At 37.5% G+C, this 18,955-nt stretch carries 18 protein-coding genes; 14 read left to right on the top strand and 4 right to left on the bottom strand.

Annotated elements, in window-relative coordinates; translation table 11 throughout:
- The first annotated feature begins 71 nt into the window (after nt 1-71).
- From ACIQ38_RS12335 to ACIQ38_RS12270, 14 genes are all read left to right on the top strand, one after another.
- Nucleotides 72-1,265, top strand: a complete 1,194-nt coding sequence (locus tag ACIQ38_RS12335) for an acyl-CoA dehydrogenase family protein (RefSeq protein ID WP_402823018.1) — start codon at nt 72-74, stop codon at nt 1,263-1,265.
- Nucleotides 1,262-2,113: a transporter substrate-binding domain-containing protein gene (locus ACIQ38_RS12330; protein ID WP_402823015.1), complete on the top strand. Its 852-nt coding sequence runs from the start codon at nt 1,262-1,264 to the stop codon at nt 2,111-2,113. The genes ACIQ38_RS12335 and ACIQ38_RS12330 overlap by 4 nt, the downstream gene beginning before the upstream one ends.
- 235 nt (nt 2,114-2,348) lie before the next feature.
- Complete coding sequence (locus ACIQ38_RS12325) at nt 2,349-3,056, top strand: amino acid ABC transporter permease (RefSeq protein WP_402823012.1); 708 nt, start codon at nt 2,349-2,351, stop codon at nt 3,054-3,056.
- Between the two features lie 12 nt (nt 3,057-3,068).
- Nucleotides 3,069-3,782 carry an amino acid ABC transporter permease gene (locus tag ACIQ38_RS12320; protein WP_402823009.1) on the top strand — a complete coding sequence of 238 codons (714 nt, stop codon included), beginning with the start codon at nt 3,069-3,071 and terminating at the stop codon, nt 3,780-3,782.
- A 15-nt stretch (nt 3,783-3,797) separates the two neighbouring features.
- Nucleotides 3,798-4,553 carry an amino acid ABC transporter ATP-binding protein gene (locus ACIQ38_RS12315; RefSeq protein WP_402823007.1) on the top strand — a complete coding sequence of 252 codons (756 nt, stop codon included), beginning with the start codon at nt 3,798-3,800 and terminating at the stop codon, nt 4,551-4,553.
- Between the two features lie 10 nt (nt 4,554-4,563).
- Nucleotides 4,564-5,574, top strand: a complete 1,011-nt coding sequence (locus tag ACIQ38_RS12310; protein ID WP_402823004.1) for a uroporphyrinogen decarboxylase family protein — start codon at nt 4,564-4,566, stop codon at nt 5,572-5,574.
- A gap of 282 nt (nt 5,575-5,856) precedes the next feature.
- Entirely contained in the window at nt 5,857-6,858 is a 1,002-nt protein-coding gene (locus tag ACIQ38_RS12305) for a LacI family DNA-binding transcriptional regulator (protein WP_402823001.1), read from the top strand.
- Between the two features lie 14 nt (nt 6,859-6,872).
- Nucleotides 6,873-7,829: a nucleoside hydrolase gene (locus ACIQ38_RS12300; protein WP_402822999.1), complete on the top strand. Its 957-nt coding sequence runs from the start codon at nt 6,873-6,875 to the stop codon at nt 7,827-7,829.
- A gap of 23 nt (nt 7,830-7,852) precedes the next feature.
- Nucleotides 7,853-8,455: an ECF transporter S component gene (locus tag ACIQ38_RS12295; RefSeq protein ID WP_402822996.1), complete on the top strand. Its 603-nt coding sequence runs from the start codon at nt 7,853-7,855 to the stop codon at nt 8,453-8,455.
- A 72-nt stretch (nt 8,456-8,527) separates the two neighbouring features.
- Nucleotides 8,528-9,271: an energy-coupling factor transporter transmembrane component T family protein gene (locus ACIQ38_RS12290; protein WP_402822993.1), complete on the top strand. Its 744-nt coding sequence runs from the start codon at nt 8,528-8,530 to the stop codon at nt 9,269-9,271.
- Nucleotides 9,268-10,128, top strand: coding sequence for an energy-coupling factor ABC transporter ATP-binding protein (locus tag ACIQ38_RS12285; RefSeq protein WP_402822991.1), 861 nt, complete (start codon nt 9,268-9,270; stop codon nt 10,126-10,128). Before ACIQ38_RS12290 ends, ACIQ38_RS12285 begins: the two co-directional genes overlap by 4 nt.
- Complete coding sequence (locus ACIQ38_RS12280) at nt 10,121-10,933, top strand: energy-coupling factor ABC transporter ATP-binding protein (RefSeq protein ID WP_402822988.1); 813 nt, start codon at nt 10,121-10,123, stop codon at nt 10,931-10,933. Before ACIQ38_RS12285 ends, ACIQ38_RS12280 begins: the two co-directional genes overlap by 8 nt.
- Nucleotides 10,934-10,950: 17 nt before the next feature.
- Nucleotides 10,951-11,844: a ribokinase gene (gene rbsK / locus ACIQ38_RS12275; protein WP_402822986.1), complete on the top strand. Its 894-nt coding sequence runs from the start codon at nt 10,951-10,953 to the stop codon at nt 11,842-11,844.
- Entirely contained in the window at nt 11,844-12,731 is an 888-nt protein-coding gene (locus tag ACIQ38_RS12270) for a DMT family transporter (protein ID WP_402822983.1), read from the top strand. Before rbsK ends, ACIQ38_RS12270 begins: the two co-directional genes overlap by 1 nt.
- Before the next feature lie 626 nt (nt 12,732-13,357).
- Here ACIQ38_RS12270 and fabI read toward each other — a convergent pair.
- From fabI to ACIQ38_RS12250, 4 genes are all read right to left on the bottom strand, one after another.
- Entirely contained in the window at nt 13,358-14,137 is a 780-nt protein-coding gene (fabI, locus tag ACIQ38_RS12265) for an enoyl-ACP reductase FabI (RefSeq protein ID WP_402822980.1), read from the bottom strand.
- Nucleotides 14,138-14,325: 188 nt separating this feature from the next.
- On the bottom strand, nt 14,326-15,738 hold the full coding sequence (locus tag ACIQ38_RS12260) for a HAMP domain-containing sensor histidine kinase (protein WP_402822978.1): 1,413 nt from the start codon (nt 15,736-15,738) through the stop codon (nt 14,326-14,328).
- Nucleotides 15,722-16,402 carry a response regulator transcription factor gene (locus ACIQ38_RS12255; protein WP_402822975.1) on the bottom strand — a complete coding sequence of 227 codons (681 nt, stop codon included), beginning with the start codon at nt 16,400-16,402 and terminating at the stop codon, nt 15,722-15,724. Before ACIQ38_RS12255 ends, ACIQ38_RS12260 begins: the two co-directional genes overlap by 17 nt.
- 244 nt (nt 16,403-16,646) lie before the next feature.
- On the bottom strand, nt 16,647-18,923 hold the full coding sequence (locus ACIQ38_RS12250) for a carbohydrate-binding domain-containing protein (protein ID WP_402822972.1): 2,277 nt from the start codon (nt 18,921-18,923) through the stop codon (nt 16,647-16,649).
- Between the last annotated feature and the right edge of the window lie 32 nt (nt 18,924-18,955).

Genomic DNA, 18,955 nt, shown 5'->3' with positions numbered 1-18,955 from the left:
TTTTTTATTTACCTACAATTCCAAGCATTCCTATATGCTTTTATTAATTGATTTGAAGGAGACGAATATTTGTGCCTAATTTATTTATCAAAAATGAAAAACAGCAAGAATGGCTCCATCATTTAGCTGGATTAGAAGAAAAATTTAAAAGTAAATCTGCTGAAATTGATGAGCTTTCTATTTTTCCGAAAGAAAATATAGAAGATTTAGTGAAGCTTGGCTATACGAGTATTACATTACCTAAGGAATATGGAGGCGAGGGACTTTCCGTTTATGATATGGTGCTTCTACAAGAGACAATAGCGAGCTACGATGCAAACACTGCATTATCGGTCGGCTGGAGTTTAGGTGTAGTCGGTGACCTTTTTGAGAAGAAGCTTTGGACTAAAGAGAAATTGGATTTCTTTTCTAAAGAAGTTTTGAATGGTGCACTGATAAACCGATCTGTTAGTGAAGCGCAAACAGGAAGCCCAACACGTGGTGGACGTCCAGGAACGTCAGCAGTAAAAAATGGAGACACTTGGATACTGAATGGGCGAAAAATTTTCACGACAGCTTCTCCTGTACTCACTTACTTTTTAACTTCTGCATGGATAGCAGAAAAAGAAAAGGTTGGGTTTTTCCTTATTCACCGTGATACAGAAGGAGTTTCCATAGAAGAAACATGGGATGTTGTTTCTATGCGTGGCACTAGTAGTAATGATTTAGTACTTACAAATGTCGTGGTCGACCAAACTGACTTAGTGGAACTTCCTGAATTAGTAAGCGGTGGTAAAGTGAACGGATGGTTACTCCATATTCCTGCTACTTATTTAGGGGTCGCTCAAGCTGCTCGTGATTATGCTGTTCATTTTGCTAACACGCATTCTCCCAATAGTTTAAATGGAACAATTGCACAGCTACCAAATGTCCAACAGCTAATTGGTGAAATTGACTTGGAGCTAACGAAAGCACGTTTTGTCATTTACGGAGCTGCCTCTGCTTATGACAACGAAGCCTCCAGAGATTTACTAGCAAATGAAGTATCAGTTGCCAAGCATGTCGTAACGAATTCAGCTATTACGATTGTTGATAAAGCAATGCGCTTAGTCGGCGCAAAAAGCTTACAACGAACAAATCCATTGCAACGCTATTACCGAGACGTTCGTGCAGGCCTACACAATCCGCCAATGGACGATATGACGATTAAAAAATTAGCGCAGTCTGCATTAGAAGAAGATAAAAATAAAAGTCTTATGAAACACCAGGAGGAACATACACGATGAAAAGGTATTTACAACTAGCTGCTGTAGGTTTAGCTTCTATAACAATTTTAGCCGCATGCGGTTCAGATGAAGCTTCCCCTTCTAGCGAAAATAATGATGTTCGAAAAGTAAAAATAGCATATGACCAAGCTACCAAACCAATTTCTTGGTCAGACGAAAAAGGAAATGCAACCGGCTATGACGTAGAAGTAATGAAATTAGTTGATGAGTTATTACCGGAGTATGAATTTGAATATATAGGAACGACAAGCGATGATTTGTTAATAGGAGTTGAACAAGGTAAATATCAGGCTGGGGTTAAAAATGCATTTTGGACAGAAGAGCGTACAGCGAAATTCATCTTCCCAGAAGAATTCCTTGGGTTAAGTAGCACAGGTCTTGTCTTGAAAAAAGAAAATGAGAATATCAAGACTTTGGAAGATTTTGCTTCCAATGACTTGTCTCTTGCTCCTATTGCAGCAAACAATGCACAATATACCATTATTGATGAGTACAATAAAGCAAATCCCGAAAATCCAGTAAAACTACAAGCTGGCGATGCCTTCTCTGTAGACGTAGTCCAATGGGTAAACGAAGGGCGTGTAGATGGTGGTATCACACTTGAAGGCGTATTTGAAAAGCAAGTACTGGCAGAAGATGGACCATATTACAATTTAAAAGATGAAGTTGTCTACAATGAATTCGCAGTAATAAAAACATGGCCGTTATTTAACAAAAAAGAGCAAGAATTTGCAGACGCATATGACAAAGCTATTAAACAATTAAAAGAAGAAAAGAAAACAAATGAGCTCAGCACAGAGTTTTATGGCCGTGACCTATTTGAAGTTTTAGATAGTGTAAATCGATAAAGTGAAACTTCAATCAGTGGGGGATTTCTTCATCCCCCACTGATTGTTAGTTGAACCATTCGGGCTTTTACGGGCATTTGATCTCCCACTTATCTTTTCGCTTTTCTTAAATCTTGAAGCGGGAGTCTTACTGCCCGTTAATGCGGGATAATCTGCAAATTGCCGAGAGAGGCTGCCTACGCGTCGGATACGCCGGTAGCCTTTCATCATTTTAGAAAGGGGAAAAATCTTTTATATGGAAAAGTATTTTGATGCATCCTACATCTGGAGTTCACTTCCGGCATTGCTCCCATTTTTAAAAGTAACCTTCTTCGTTGCGGGGCTTTCCATTGTTTTCGGTACATTTTTTGGATTAATACTAGCTGCAATGAAACTTGGAAAAAATCAACTAGCAAAGAAGCTTGCAAACTTCTATACGACGATTTTAAGATGTACGCCTTCCATCGTCTTATTATTTTTGGTCTATTATGGTGTTCCTGCACTTGCCGATAATGTTGGTCTTTATTTACATGATATCGATACAGCCATATTCGTCATCATCACCTTTACTTTGCAATTTGCTGCCATCATGTCGGAAGTTATTCGCTCCGCTTATGAATCCATTGAAAAAGGTCAATATGAAGCCGCAGTTAGTGTTGGCTTAAGCCCTTTTCAAGCATATCGACGTATTATTTTCCCACAAGCCCTTGTTGTAGCACTTCCTAACTTTGGAAATGGCATGATTGCATTACTCCAAGAAGGCTCATTAGCATACACCATTGGATTAATCGATGTCGTCGGGAAAGCAAATTTAATTATTGCAACAAATTATAATACACATGCCCTAGAAATATTTATTGCATTAGCGATCATTTATTGGATCTTGTCTATCCTGATTGAGAAAGCTTTTAAAATGCTAGAAAAAATGTTCAGTAAAGGTAAGCAAACGATTAAAACGTCTTGAGGAGTGTAAAGAATGTCGGAAGGTTTAAATTTCCAATTTTTAGTGGATACATTTTTTGTTGCATTATCCGGTGTACCAATCACTCTTTTCGTCACTGCTGTAGCTTTGCTTGTCGCATTGCCGTTAGGATTCTTATTGGCACTAACGAGGATCAACCAAATACCAATATTAAATAGATTTTCACAAGTGTATGTTTCTTTTGTCAGAGGTACACCGATCATTATCCAAATTTTCATCGTTTATGCAAGTGTTCCGTTAATCTTAACTGCTATGACCGAAAAATATAATTGGAATTTCAAAATATACGAGATTAATCCAATCTGGTATGCCTTTATCGTCTTTTCTTTTAGTACTACAGCCATTTTAATCGAAGTATTTCGATCTGCGCTAAGTACAGTAAATAAAGGTCAATTAGAAGCAGCGCAATCTGTGGGTTTAACTAATTTTCAAGCTTATCGACGCATTATAATTCCGCAAGCATTAGTAGTAGCATTACCTAATATTTGTACAGCAACGGTGAACTTGATAAAAGCAACGTCTCTAGGCTACGCCATGTCATTACAAGAAATTACCTTAAAAGCGAAAGTTGCAGCAAATGTCGGTTATAACTACGTGGAAGCGTATCTTGATATCTTCCTTGTTTATATTATCTTGTGCAGCTTAGTAGAGTATGGATTTAAATTGTATGAAAAGCGACTACGAAAATACCAATATGCAAGTAGCTAATGAGGAGGTTTGACCATGTTAGAAATTAAAGATATTCATAAGTCGTTTGGGAAAAATGAAATATTAAAAGGCGTCGACTTAACAATAGATAAAGGCGATGTAGTAGTCATTCTTGGTCCAAGTGGTTCCGGTAAAACTACTTTACTACGCTGTATAAATTTTTTAGAAAAAGCGGATAGCGGAAAAGCAACTTTTGGCGAACTAAAAGTAGATTTACATAATGCTTCCAAAAAAGACATTCATGCTATCCGTCAAAAAACGGCTTTCGTATTTCAAAGTTATAACTTGTTCAACAATAAAACGGCTCTAGAAAATGTAACAGAAGGCTTGATTATCGGGCGTAAAGTACCAAAAGCAGAAGCAAATGAAATTGGAAAAAAAGCACTAGATAAAGTAGGATTATCCGATAAATATGATTCTTACCCTAGTCAGCTATCCGGTGGACAACAACAACGTGTTGGAATCGCTCGTGCAGTAGCACTGAATCCAGATATTATCTTATTCGACGAACCGACCTCAGCTCTCGATCCAGAATTAGTAGGTGAAGTACTAACCGTAATGAAGAATATTGCAAATGAGGGTACTACTATGCTTGTCGTCACGCACGAAATGTCCTTTGCAAAAGACGTGGCAAAACGTGTTATCTTCATGAACGGTGGGGTTGTCGTAGAAGAAGGAACTCCTCATGAAATATTTGTGAGCCCTAAAGAAGAGCGAACAAAGAAATTCTTGAAGCGTGTATTACCGGAGGATTATACGTTTTATATTTAGGAGGCATTGCATGGGACACTGGACTAAAAAAGACCGATTTAATGCAATTCTTTCAGGGGAACGAGCCGATCGACCAATCGTTATTGGTTGGCGGCATTTCATCGAAGTGGAAAACCAACCTTTATTGTCGGCTAAAGCACAAGTCGATTTTACGAATAAATTCGATTGGGACATCGTCAAATTCACTCCTCGAGCAACTTATTATAGTGAAGTTTGGGAAAACGAATATGATTATAATGATTACCAAGCAATTGTACCAAAGATGATAAAACCAACCATTCAGTCCATAGAAGATCTGTGGAAAATTGATGAGCGGAATAGTTCTGCTAGTCCATTAGCTGAACAGGTAGAGGCAATTCGTCGAATAAAAGAGCTCGAGCCGGAGCGCCCAATCGTGCAGACCGTTTTCTCTCCCCTTTCCGTCCTATTCTTTTTGGCTGGGCACCTGCCTTTTGCCAATGGTTCCTTATATGGAAGTACAAATCCGCTTCCGGTAAAAGAGTTATTAAACGGAAAAGGTCTACATCATGCATTACGAGCAATTTCCTTGTCCCTTGCAGACTATGTTATGGCACTCGGACGAGCGGGTGTTGATGGAATTTTCTATTCTACAATGGGAACTGCCCATCCAGCTATATTAGATGACTTTTCCTTTCACGAACTTTCACAACAATATGACCTAATTGTTTTGGAAGCACATGAAACAAAGAAAACAATTCTCCATACTTGCGGAGCGCACTCACAACCAAATAGATTTCTCCAATATCCAATTCAGGGGTTAAGTTGGGATACCAATGCCCAAGGGAATCCTGATTTATCCACGCCATTTAACAAAGTTAAAGTTTGTGGATTAAATCAACAATTATTTGCAGAAAATAATGTAGAAGAAATAAAAGAGCAAGCAAAAAGCGCATTAATCTTAATGCAAAACACACCATTTATTTTAGCGCCTAACTGCTCCATTCCTAATAATGCAACAGAGGAAGCGCTGTATGCATTTCGAAATAGTATACATGACTAAAAGCTTAATCCCAAGCCACTATAAATTTTATAATGTCCTCTAGCAAAAATAAAACCGGATGAAGATTTCCTGATCTTCGTCCGGTTTTATTTCTGTATATGCTGCAAATGACTGCTCGTTTTAGTACGGGCTATGATTTACTGGCTCATTTCTCCCCCTTTTAATTCACAATATTCCAAAAAACATATTGACAAAAGAAACCGTTTGCAATATTCTGAATAACAATTAGAGAAAACGTTTTCGTAAAACGTTTTCCTAACAAGTAGGAACAGGTGATTATAGATGGAAAAGTTAACAATCAAGGATATAGCTAGGGAGGCAGGTGTTTCGATCACAACAGTTTCACGAGTATTAAACAATAAGGAAGATGGAATGACCCAAAAAACGCGGGAGAAAGTCCTGAGAGTAATGGAAGAGCTAAATTACCAACCAAATAAGTTAGCTCGCGGTTTAGTAACAAAACGCTCCAATATGCTCGGATTAATAGTCCCAAATATTACTAATCCCTACTTTCCTGAACTTTGTAGGGGTGTAGAAGATGAAGCAAACAATAGGCAATATAGTCTCATTATTTGTAATTCAGACGATCAATCCGGGAAAGAAGAAAATTATATACGTTTGTTAAAAGAGCAACAAGTAGATGGCATATTACTTTCTAGTAAGGATCGTTTATCAAAGACTAGTAAAAATCAGTTACAAAACGGCAAAATTCCTTATGTACTATTTGACCGTGGAGAAGATGGAACCGACTATTCAGGTGTCTTTTTAGACAATGAAAAAGGTGGTTATCTAGCAGGGAAACACCTGACAGATTTAGGTCACTTTCAAATTGCCTGTATGACGGGACCAAGTGAAATTCAAAATTCCAAACAAAGACTTTCTGGGTTTCAACGAGCACTAAAGGAAGCTACTGTAGAACTTCCTACCTCCTCCATCTTGGTTGGTGACTTTCAAATGGATACCGCTTATCGAGTAGCTAAAAAGTTTCTACAGGATAATATGGTAACCGCTATATTTGCCAGTAACGACTTAATGGCCTGTGGTATTTACCAAGCTGCACATGAATTAGGAATTCAAATACCTGATCAACTATCCATCGTTGGTTTTGATGATATTCCATTAGTAACCGCATTAATCCCCAAATTAACTACTGTTCGACAAGATACATACGAAATGGGGAGAAAAGCAACAGAACTACTTATTAACAAAATAGAAAATAAGACTTCAGAAAGTGTAATATTTGAACCTACTTTAATAATCAGAGAAAGTACAAAAAAATTATAATGAGGTGGAAACAAATGACAATACCAGTAATTATCGATTGTGATCCAGGAATAGATGACGTAATGGCGCTAACACTCGCTTTTGCTCATCCCGAACTAGACATCAAACTCATCACAACAGAACCAGGAAACCAAACACAAGCAAAAACAATTTACAACGCACTTGCTTTTACTAGTTATATGAAAAAAGATATCGAGATTGCTAGAGGTTTAGATAATCCTTTTTTCCGTCAGCTTGAAATCGCCGATGAAGTACATGGAGACAATGGACTTGGGGATGTCCATTTTCCAGAACCAACTATCCAATTAAGTAATAGAACAGCTATAGAAGCAATGAAAGAAACACTTTTATCTAGTGATGAACAAATCGTTCTCATTGCGACAGGACCTTTGACAAATGTCGGTGCCCTACTCCTAGCACATCCAGAAGTAAAATCAAAAATTAAATATATCTCTTATATGGGTGGAGCCGCAGTAGGTGGAAATATGACCCCTACTACAGAATTTAATGTGTACGTCGATCCACACGCTGCAGACATTGTCTTCCGTTCAGGCATTCCAATTATTATGAGTGGATTAGACGTAACCCATAAAGCATACGTTACAAAAGAAGAACTCAATCGAATCGAAGCAATTGGCTCTGATTTTGCACAAAAAGTTGTTCAGATGCTTCGTTTTTATGTACACGCAGCTAAACAGACTGCCTTTCATGAGGAGGGCTTTGAAGATCATATACGTTTACATGATCTATGTGCAGTATCTTACGTCTTGACACCTGAATTATTTGAAGGGGATGACTGTTATGTAGCAGTTGAACTGGAAGGCAAGTTGACAGCTGGAACAACTGTCGTAGACTATGCACAACGAACTGGGCTTCCGCATAATGTGAAAGTATTACATACGGTTCACAGAGAGAAGTTTGTTGAACAATTTCTGAGTGCCGTTCAAACAATGAGCCGACAAATCGGTTAAAAAAAGCAAAGGGGGAAAAATTCATGAAACGTAGCTTTAAAGATGATTTTAATATGATGGCAATGCTGTTAATTCCGATTGCAGTAGCAGTGAACCTAGTAGGATTTCAGTTAGCCAATGTACTTCGCTTACCAATATTCTTAGATACGATTGGCACAATTATAGTTGGGGTTATTGCAGGCCCTTGGGTTGCCCTACTTACAGGACTTATTACAAATTTAATTAACGGTATTTTTAATCCTGTTTATTTTCCTTACGCATTAACTTCTATAGCAATTGGGGTTGGCGCAGGTTACCTTTCTAAATACGGTTTTTTCAAAAGTGTACCAAAAACAATTATTTCTGGAGTCATTATTACTTTTATAGCAGTTATTGTTTCAGCACCTATCACGGTGTTTGTCTTTGGTGGAGTAACAGGAAATACTTCATCCCTTATTACTGCAGCTTTCTTAGCTTCAGGACAGGAATTATGGTCCGCAGTCTTCTCTTCTAGCTTTATCACAGAGGTTGCAGACAAAGTTGTTTCTGTTTTAATCGTTTACTTTATCGTAAAAGCCATGTCAGATCGTTATTTATCCAAGATGAATTATGGGGACTTGTACATGAAACGAAATAACAGAAAATAATTCTTATTCTTCCCGTTTAACTATTCATTTCTTGAACGGGAAGAAATTATTTTTATAAGGGGCGTATGTAACTTGAAACAAAATATATTACTTCAACTTCATCCTATGACAAAGTTCTATTTCACTCTCTTTATCTTTGCGGTAGTGCTCATATCGCCTGGATATATATTTTCTTTTGCCATCTTCCCTATTTTAATACTAATAGCAATGCTTGCCGGTGTTGCAAAAGAGTTCCTCAATATCGTTATTAAAGCTTTGGTTACTGTTTTAATCTTCATCTTCATTATGCAAATGTTTTTCTATCCTGGGGAAAATGTGCTTTGGGAATGGGGCATCTTTGAAATAAAACAAGAAGGAATAAAATATGGTCTATTACTCACATCCCGGATTCTTGCAATTGGATCTGCTTTTATTCTATTTTTCCGCATGACAGAAGTACGTGATTTCGTGAAATCATTAGAAGATATAGGATTGCCACCAATGGGAGCATATGTCGTATTATCAACCCTTCAAATCATTCCAGAAATGCGTCGCCAGGCAAATACCATTATGGAAGCGCAAAAAACACGTGGTGTCGAAACGGAAGGTTCCATATTTGTACGTGCTAAAGCGTTTATACCAACGCTAACTCCGCTTATCTTATCTTCTATCGCAGGAACAGAAGAGAGAGCAATTACATTGGAATCTAGGGCATTTTCTGCTCCCGTTAAAAAAACAAGCTTACACCAACTATCGAAAAGTAACATGGACCGAGCTCTTCCAGTTGTCTTTGCATTGGTTGTTATTGGTCTAATTGTATGGAGGTTTTTCTTATGACAGCTATGATTGATTTAAAAAATGTATTTTACCGCTATCCAGTCAGCGATGACTCCGTGTTAAAAAGTATTTCATTTTCAATTGAAAAAGGAAAATTCACTGCAATTATCGGCAATAATGGCTCTGGAAAAACAACATTATGTAATACAATACGAGGCTTTGTCCCCCATTTTTATAAAGGAGATTTGGACGGAGAAGTAATAATCGATCATACAAAAATAACAGATTACCAGTTAGGGCAACTTGGAGAAAAAGTAGGATATGTATTTCAAAATCCATTCATTCAAGTATCGGGAGTAAAAGACAATGTATTTGAAGAAGTAGCCTACGGTTTAGAAAACCTAGGTATTCCGGTCGAAGAAATTAAAACTCGAGTAGAAGAAGTACTAAAACTTGTCAAAATCGAATATTTACGAGACAAAAATCCATTTGAACTTTCAGGTGGACAAAGGCAAAGAGTAGCCCTTGCGTCTATTATTGTAATGGATCCAGAAATTTTAGTAATAGATGAACCAACTTCTCAACTCGATCCTATTGGTACACAACAAATATTTGAAATTATACGGCTGATGAAAGAGCGTGGAAAGACAATTGTTTTAGTAGAACATAAGATGGATCTGATCGCAGAATATGCGGATGATCTGCTTGTCATGCACAAAGGAGAACTTGTAATGCAAGGTCCTGTTCGTGAAGTATTTGCAGATCCTGAGTTTGAAAAATATCAAATTCAATATCCACATGTTACAGAAATTGCTCTTCAATTACAGAAATCAGGTATCCCCCTTTCTTTCCTACCGATTCGTGATGAAGAACTAGCCGATGCTTTAAATAGAACGGAGGTAGCTGCACATGACTGAACTTCATCTAACTAATGTGAGCTTTTCATATCCAGATGGAACAAAGGCGCTAGAAAACCTTACACTCTCTGTCACATCTGGAGAACGTGTAGCCATTGTAGGACAAAATGGGGCAGGAAAAACGACAGCAGTCAAGTTAATGAATGGATTATTAAAACCTACAGAAGGCTCTGTTCTAGTAGGAGATTGGGATACAAAAAATCACACAACAGCACAAGTTTCGAGAAAAGTAGGCTATGTTTTCCAAAATCCGGATGATCAAATATTCCATAATGATGTAGAATCTGAAGTTCGTTTTGGTCCTAAAAACATGGGATTTGAACCTGAACGAGTAAATGAACTTACTGATTGGGCGATGAAATTATGTGGAATCTCTGAGTTCGCAGAAGAAAATCCTTATAACTTACCCTACTCTGTTAGAAAGTTTGTAACAATAGCATCGGTATTAGCTATGGATTCAGATATTATCATTTTGGATGAACCTACTGCTGGACAAGATAAAATTGGTTTACAAGTTTTAGGGAATCTACTTCAAGCGTTAGATGAAAAGCAGAAATCTGTTATTACAATTACGCACGATATGGAGTTTGTAACAGACTATTTTACACGCATTATTGTAATGGCAAACCGACAATTAGTAGCCGATGACAATGCACAAAAAGTCTTTTATAATACGGAAGTTTTAGAAAAAAGTATGTTAAAACCTCCCGCTGTTGCCCAAATGGCAAAATTACTTGATTTCTCTCCAGGCATTTTATCAAAGCAGCAATTAATCGAAGCAATTTTAGCACAGCGCAGTTTATGAAAGGAGCGAAATAATACGTGAACATTACTGTTGTAGGCAGTACAAATATAGACCTTGTATACACGGTACCACATATCGTGAAAGCCGGAGAAACATTACACAGCACAGAACATGAACTGTTTTTCGGAGGAAAAGGTGCCAATCAAGCGGTAACTGCTAGTCAATTAGGGGCTAATGTCGAATTTATAGGTAACGTCGGAGCAGATGATTTTGGGGAACAAGTAAAGCAAAACTTACAAGTAAAAGGGGTAAAGACCGAAGCTGTACAAAAAATCGGATTAACTGGTCAAGCCATTATTCAAGTAGCCGATTCGGGAGAAAATTCTATCGTACTATTTCCTGGTGCAAATTTTCTTGTTACAAGAGAACAAATATCTGCAGCAAAACACAAAATAGAAGCAAGTGACGTTCTTCTCTTACAATTGGAAATCCCTATACCTGTGGTCGAGGCTGCTGCAGACATCGCTTCACAAAAAGGGATACATATTATTTTAAATCCAGCACCTGCCCAACAAATAAGTGATTCATTACTAGGTAAAATTTCCATACTAACACCAAATGAAACCGAGTTAGAGATGCTAACTGGGTTAAAAACTAACACAGAAGAGGGTCTGTTCCAAGCTTGTTCTCTATTGATTCAAAAAGGAGTAGGGGCAGTTGTAGTGACATTAGGTGAAAAAGGTTCCTATTATATGAATAACAATGAACATGGATATGTACAAGCAAATCAAGTAGAAGTAAAAGATACAACAGGCGCGGGTGATGCGTTTAACGGTGCATTAGCAGTAGGTTTACGTCAAGGAAACTCATTACGTGAAAGCATTTTATACGCATCAAAAGTTGCAGGATTTGTTGTTACACAAATGGGGGCACAGCCTACTATCCCTCCTTCTTTTCGAGTAAACAAATAATGAAATCGATCATTTATTTAATCGTTCTCAGTTTTTTATGGGGGTCTGCATTCATGTGGACAAAAGAGCTTTTAGATGTTTTTAAGCCCCCTACTATTGTTTTTTTTCGTTGCTTATTTGGTTTAGTTGCTCTTTTACCGTTTGTATTACTCAAAAAAAATCGAATGCATCTGAAAATTCGTCCATTTTTTGTATTCGTGCTAGCTTTAGGCGCTGCCATCCCTTGGAATATTATGGCCTTCTCTCTTCAAGGAATTGATACAAGTTTAAGCGGAATATTAAACGCCACTACACCTTTATTTGCTTTATTGTTTTCCATAATTATTTTGAAAACAAAGCCTTCTTGGAACCAAACAACTAGCCTGTTAATAGGATTTGTGGCAGTTACCGTGTTAATACTTTTTTCTAGTCAATCTACTGGCGTTCAGTTTTCCATTTTCCACGCTTTTCTTATGTTCGCTGTTACAATGGCATACGCATTAAATTCTATATGGATAAAAAAGTATTATACAAATATCCCTACTATTCTCTTAGGTTTCTGGACACTACTTATCTCGGCAATATTAAATGGTGTTATCAGTGTCTTTATGGAACCGTATGCATTTAAACACTTAGGAACTTGGGAAATAATCTTACCACTTCTTGTATTAGGTTGCCTGTGCGCTGGGCTTGGCTATGTTATTTTTTATCAAATCATTTCCATTGGAGGACCTATTCTAGCATCAATGGTTACCTTTATCAGTCCTTTTGTCACAATCGTTCTAGGTATTTTCTTTTTACAGGAACCATTCCATTTAGGAATAGTAATTGGGATGCCATTGATGATTTTAAGCTTACTGCTCATGAATATACATATATTTAAAAGAAATGTTCCATTGATAGAATAGGATATATCCGACCAAAAATAATAAATGAGAACAATACACGTAATAGGGATACTGCGTCTTAAATTATCCGCTAAGATTTTTGCTACGGGGTGGACGCTTTCCGTGGGGTGAGTGATAAGCCATCACTGGAGACGTCACCCCTACGCAAAAATCAATAGAATTGCTAACTTTGGGAGTGACGATATTAACAATAGATGGTTGAACGAGTCAATATAATCTGCCAATACGACGAATAACACTGTTGAATACGACAAACCTGTCTAGAGATGCCCACAAGCGAGTTTAGAGGGCTTGTAGGCATATTATTCCTATAATATGCCTAAATCATAGTCGTCTCACTTCAAGTAAAGAGCTATTGTAAGAATTAGTTGCTTTCATTTGTGGTTTAGTTGCTCTCGCATCCATTATAGTTGCTTTCAGACTAAAAATAGTTGCTCTCAATAGCTGTTTGATTGCCCTTAGCCATTCTTTGTAATCTCATACGATGACACGAGATCTTCAGGAGCGTTAGCGACTTAGTGGCTCTTTGCTCTTTCGGTGGATTTCGTTGCTTCTAACCAGTTACCCTCAGAAAAAAAGCTATCTCCGAGAATATATTCCCGAAGAAAGCTTCCATTTGTTTTAGGTTAACCCATAATATTGTAGCCAGAGTCCACGTAAACGACTTCCCCTGTTACTCCACGAGATAAGTTTCCTAGAAGTCCAACTGTCATGTCGCCGACTTCTTCCGCCGTTACATTTCGTTTTAGTGGAGAAGTTTCTTCGATCTTATGCAGGATTGTGTTAAAAGAAGAAACTCCTTTTGCTGCTAGTGTGCGTACTGCTCCCGCTGAAACAGCATTCACGCGAATATTATGTTTCCCTAGATCAAGAGCCAAATATCTAACAGATGCTTCTAACGATGCTTTCGCAATTCCCATTACGTTATAGCCTTCTAATACGCGCTCTGCTCCTAAGTACGTCATCGTTACAATAGAACCGCCTTCAGTCATAAATGGAGCTGCTTCACGAGCTGCTGCGATTAGAGAGTAAGCACTTGTATCTTGTGCAAATGCATAACCATCTCTCGTTGTTTGAAGGAAATCATTTTTCAAATCTTCAGCATGTGCAAATGCTACGGAATGCACAACTCCGTGAATTACCCCTACTTCGCTTCCAATTTTTTCGAAAGCAGTTTTAATGCTTTCATCGCTATTAACATCGCATTCCACGATTAATTTTGCTTCAAAGTCATTACTCGCTAATGCTTTTTCAAGTTTTCCTAAAGAACGTTCTTTACGGTAGGTGAAAATAACATTTGCGCCTACATCGAATAATGATTTTGCTACTCCCCATGCAAGACTACGCTCGTTCGCCACACCCATTACTACGATATTCTTATCTTTTAATTGGATTAAATCTTTCATATGAACCTCCATTTTATTATGCTAATATACTATACCTATTATTAGTACCTGTTACTAATTTTATCATACCATATTTCTCCCCTTTTGCACTATTCTCTCTTAATTTCAGTTTTGGTTTTTCAAATGATTGATGTTTTATAATGTAAATTAATAAAGTAGATATGAAGAAAGAAGGCTACGGAATATCGTTAGCCTTCTTTTCGTAGTAGCAATTCAAAGCATGTGCCTTCATCTGTACTCTCAACTAAATATAAGTCACCTTTCATCGATTGTGCCATCATTTTACTCAAAGGCAATCCTAAACCAAGCCCCCGAATACCATACTTTTTATTTTCTCCTCTAAAGAACCGCTCGAAGATAAAAGCTTGCTCTCCAATTCGTATTCCTGAGCCTGAATCTTTAACGAGTACAGATACATACTGCTCTTTTTCAGAAAGCGATATTGTAATCTCACCTATTCCCGTTATTGCTTGTTCTGCGTTTTTTAATAAATTGGTCATGATTTGTTGTAAACGAACTGTATCAGCAGAGATCATTACTTTTTTATGAAGTAATTGTTGTTTCACCACTACATTTGTTTGCTCCTGTATCGCTTTCCACTGTGTAGTAAAATCTTTCATAAAGTTATCAATATCTAGCCGAGAAATTTTCACGGGCACCGCATCTACTGCAAAGGAGTTGAATGCTAGTAAATCACCAACCATTGTTTTCATCTTGGTCGTTTCAACAAGCGCCATTCGAATAAACTCTTCTGCTTCTTGTCCAGTAACCACATCATCATTTACTGCTTGCAATAATCCACTAATCGACGTTACTGGCGTTTTCAGTTCATGTGTCACACCTGCTAATAATTCAGTTCTTGTTTTTTCTAATTGCTCTAACCGCCCTGCCATTTGTTTAAATGAAGAAACAAGCTCGTATACTTCTTTCTCCTTAATATGGTCAGATAAATTGATTTCATAGTTACCACTTTGCACTTGCTTAGCTGCTTCTGCTACTTGTTTTATCGGATGCGCTAATTTTCTTGACAGAAAATATATAGCCCACCAGCCAAGCAATGCAAGTCCAACTATTAGTATAGCTAGCTGACCATACTCTTGTTTAACCATCGTTAATTTTTCTTTTGACTCAACCATCAATATCCAGCCAACAAGCTCATCATCTATCTCAATTTTCTTTTTTACCGAATAATATTTTTTGTTGTTTTCGGGAGAAATAAAGGTTTCAATTTCATCTTTTCCACTTATTAACTGACTAAATGTCCTTTGCTCCCCTTGTTTTAATGGCAAACTACTTGATATTACTTTTCCATCCGTATTAACTATGTACATGGATGGGTTAATATTTTGTATCCTAAACCGATCTTCAGCAAAGTTTGGCACTCTTTCATTTGGAGGAATTCCAGGCATATTTACATCTGTAATCCGATTCACCATCTCTTCTGCCATAAACTCCATCATTTCTAAACGATTTTCGAGTGTCGTATGTCTTATCCATAATGCTGAAATAAAAGAGATTATTAACAATCCTATTATTAATGTTAATAAATATCTACTTGTCCAATACGACAACAGAGTCACTCTCTTATTTTTGTCTAACATTGAATTGATACCCCAATCCTCGTAATGTCCTAATCTCACCTTCATCTCCCGACCAATCAGCTAGCGCTTTTCTGAGACGCTTTATAGATAAATCAACTGCTCGATCACTTCCGTCGTAATCCCATCCCCAAATATGTTCAATTAACTGATCTCTAGTAAATGTTTGGTTCGGTTGCTTAGCCAAAAAAAGCAATACTGACAAATCCCTTGGTGTGAGAAATATTTCTTTCCCATCCAGCATTACAGAATGACCAGTAAAATCTATATGAAGCTTACCAAAGTTGATAGTTGATGGTTCTTCACCAGATATCCTTCGCAATACTGCCTTCACTCTTGCGACAACTTCATCAGCAATAAATGGCTTTGTAATATAATCATCTGCCCCTTCGCCAAAACCTTCTAGGCGATAGTTAACATCTCCTAATGCAGTTAACATAATAACTGGGCAACTCCCTAGAGAACGAATTTCTTTTAAAATAACCCAGCCGTTTTTTCCAGGTAGCATTATATCTAACAGTACTAAATCAGGATCTTCCTTTTCAAATACCTCGATTGCTTCACTGCCAGTGTAACACTGCACTACTTCATAATTTTGATTCGTTAAATACGCTTTCAACACTTGGCTAATGGCAAATTCATCTTCGACTATTAATATTTTTTTCATCCGCCTAGCACACCCTTAACTGAGAGTTTCTAAATTTCTTACATTATACCACCTCTTTAAGTCAGAAAAATGTCGGCCAGAATCTCACCCATTTAAATTATTTACATACATTGAATTCCTCAAGTTGGCAGCTTATCTACTAAAAAGAAAAGCTCCCAAATCGAAATTTTCGACTTGGAAGGCTGTTTTTTCATGAAATCATTCTTATACTTCATTGAGTTTACATAATTGAAACTACATTGAACTACTCATTTGTAGCATCCTCAGTTTTATCAGGTTGTTGCCGCTCTTGGCCCCTACCAAAACCACCTCCACCTTGCATATTACCTCTCATTCCACCACCCATCATAGATGAGCCTTCTTCTGTCACTCCACTACTATTTAAATAAGTCATAACTGTTGTGGCTGAATAGGTCACACTATTTGTTGGATCTGTTGTAGTTGCATTCGTATAGACCCCATTAACAACTTCACCTGTTAAAGTACCTCCATGACTTAAAGTTGTTTCTTCATTTATCTCTAAGTCTGGAGAGCTAATTACTATCATTTGATAATTTTTTTCAGGTGCTACCGTGATAATTTGTTCACCATCACTATTTGTTACAGTAACAGGCGTGTTTGCTTCAAGTGTCTCATCAAACGTCATCATAATCGTATTTTGTGTTGATCCATCAGATACACCTAACGGCATTCCAGCACTACCAGAAGCTATTAATGTTCCGCCTTGCATTAAAAATGTTCCATCATAATCTAATGTCCCATTCATATTCTCAGTTGGACCATAAACGATAGCGGTACCACCCGTCATCGTAATATTCGTATTGGAATCTAATCCATCACCATCTGCATCGACATATAGATATCCTCCAGAAATCGTAAGCTGGCCATCTTCTATTGTAGAGTCATCTTCTTCTATTTCCTCAGTCTCCGTTGTAGTTAAGGCTCGATCGAAAGCCCCAAACATCTCATTCATACTACTACCACCATTTACATTGACACCATCATCTGTTGCTTTAAGATGAATGGTACCATCTGAAATTTCAATATTAGTACCTTCTATACCCTCAAGGCTTTTTAGTATCTTAATATTACCACCAGCAATAAATACATTACTATCCGCATGTATACCATCATCACCCGTTGAAAGAGTTACTTCTCCACCTTGAATGGTCAAATCTCCATTACTATGCAGTGCATCATCTACTGTATCAACTGTGATTGTGCCACCTATGATATGTAAATTTGTTCCTGCTTTTATTCCCTTTTGACTTGTAGTATTAACATTTGAAGCATTAGTGTTATTATCTTCTGTATTTTTTTCTACTGGAGTATTTTGGTCAGCACTTACACCAGGAAATTTTCCACCTTCAGGTAATTCACGATCCTCCGGCATTCCACGATCCTTTCCACCACCACCTTGAGGCATCATAGATTCCAAAGTCGTTGTTAAATACTCTCGAATTTCTTCTGTTGTCATGCCTTCAATTTCAGTTGAAATATCAATCGGGAAATTCATACTTTCCATATTCTCAACAAATGCTTCTACTTCGTCATCTGTCATTGAACTGAAATCCATCCCCATCCCTGCACCCATATCCGGCATCGTTCCTGCACCTAGTCCTCCGCCCATTCCCATGCCTGATTCTGATGAAGTCACAACTTCTGGACTTCCATCACCTGTTTTAATGGAATACTCTCCATCGATTACTATAATTTCCTTTTCGGCTTGTATGCCGTCACCCTGTGCTACAACTGTTAAATAGCCACTTTCGAGAACAATATTTCCTCGACCTTCATCCTCATCATGGGATGATTTTACACCATCGCCATCTGCAGTTATATTAACTGTCGCATTAGACATTGCAAACACATCGCGACCGACAACACCATCATCGACTGCAGTTACATTTATAGTACCACCTGTAATAATCAAATCATCACGGCTCGTTATCCCGTCTTTGAACTGACCATTAACCGTCAATATACCGCTACCATTGATGACTAAATCATCCTTGCTAAAAACAGCTGCTCCGACTTCTGTGTTTGCTTCGTCTTCATAAACATAGGATGTTGCATCAGTTAAATTATTTTCTGTATCTTCTTCAAGTGAGATAATCGTTTTATCTGATTGCTCGATATTAATTGTTGCACTAGTGGATGAAGCAATATCTACACCATTTAATATTAAGCGTACATTTCCAGTATCCTCTGTATTAACCTTAATTTGACCATCAGAGAGGGTTCCTTCTAATACATAAGTACCTGATGTATGAATCTCTACATTTTGCCCATTTATAATAACGCCACCAGAGCCGTCAAATGTTGTTGCCTCATCATTTAAAGTTATTTTGGTAAATATATCATCTTCCCAGGGAGTGTAGTAATCTTCTGAATCATAATCTACATATTGAGAAATTAGTGCTTCCTTATCCACTGATGTCTCTGTATTACTCTTTTCATTACATCCGCTAGCAATTAAAACTACTGATAATATTAGCGATATTGCTATTTTTTTCTTCATCCTATTACCTCCTATAAAACAAAGGTCTGTAA

The sequence above is a fragment of the Psychrobacillus sp. NPDC096389 genome (genome assembly GCF_044762855.1).
Taxonomy (GTDB): domain Bacteria; phylum Bacillota; class Bacilli; order Bacillales_A; family Planococcaceae; genus Psychrobacillus.
Note: the sequence above shows the minus strand (reverse complement) of the source record. Positions and strands in the feature narration are given on the sequence as shown.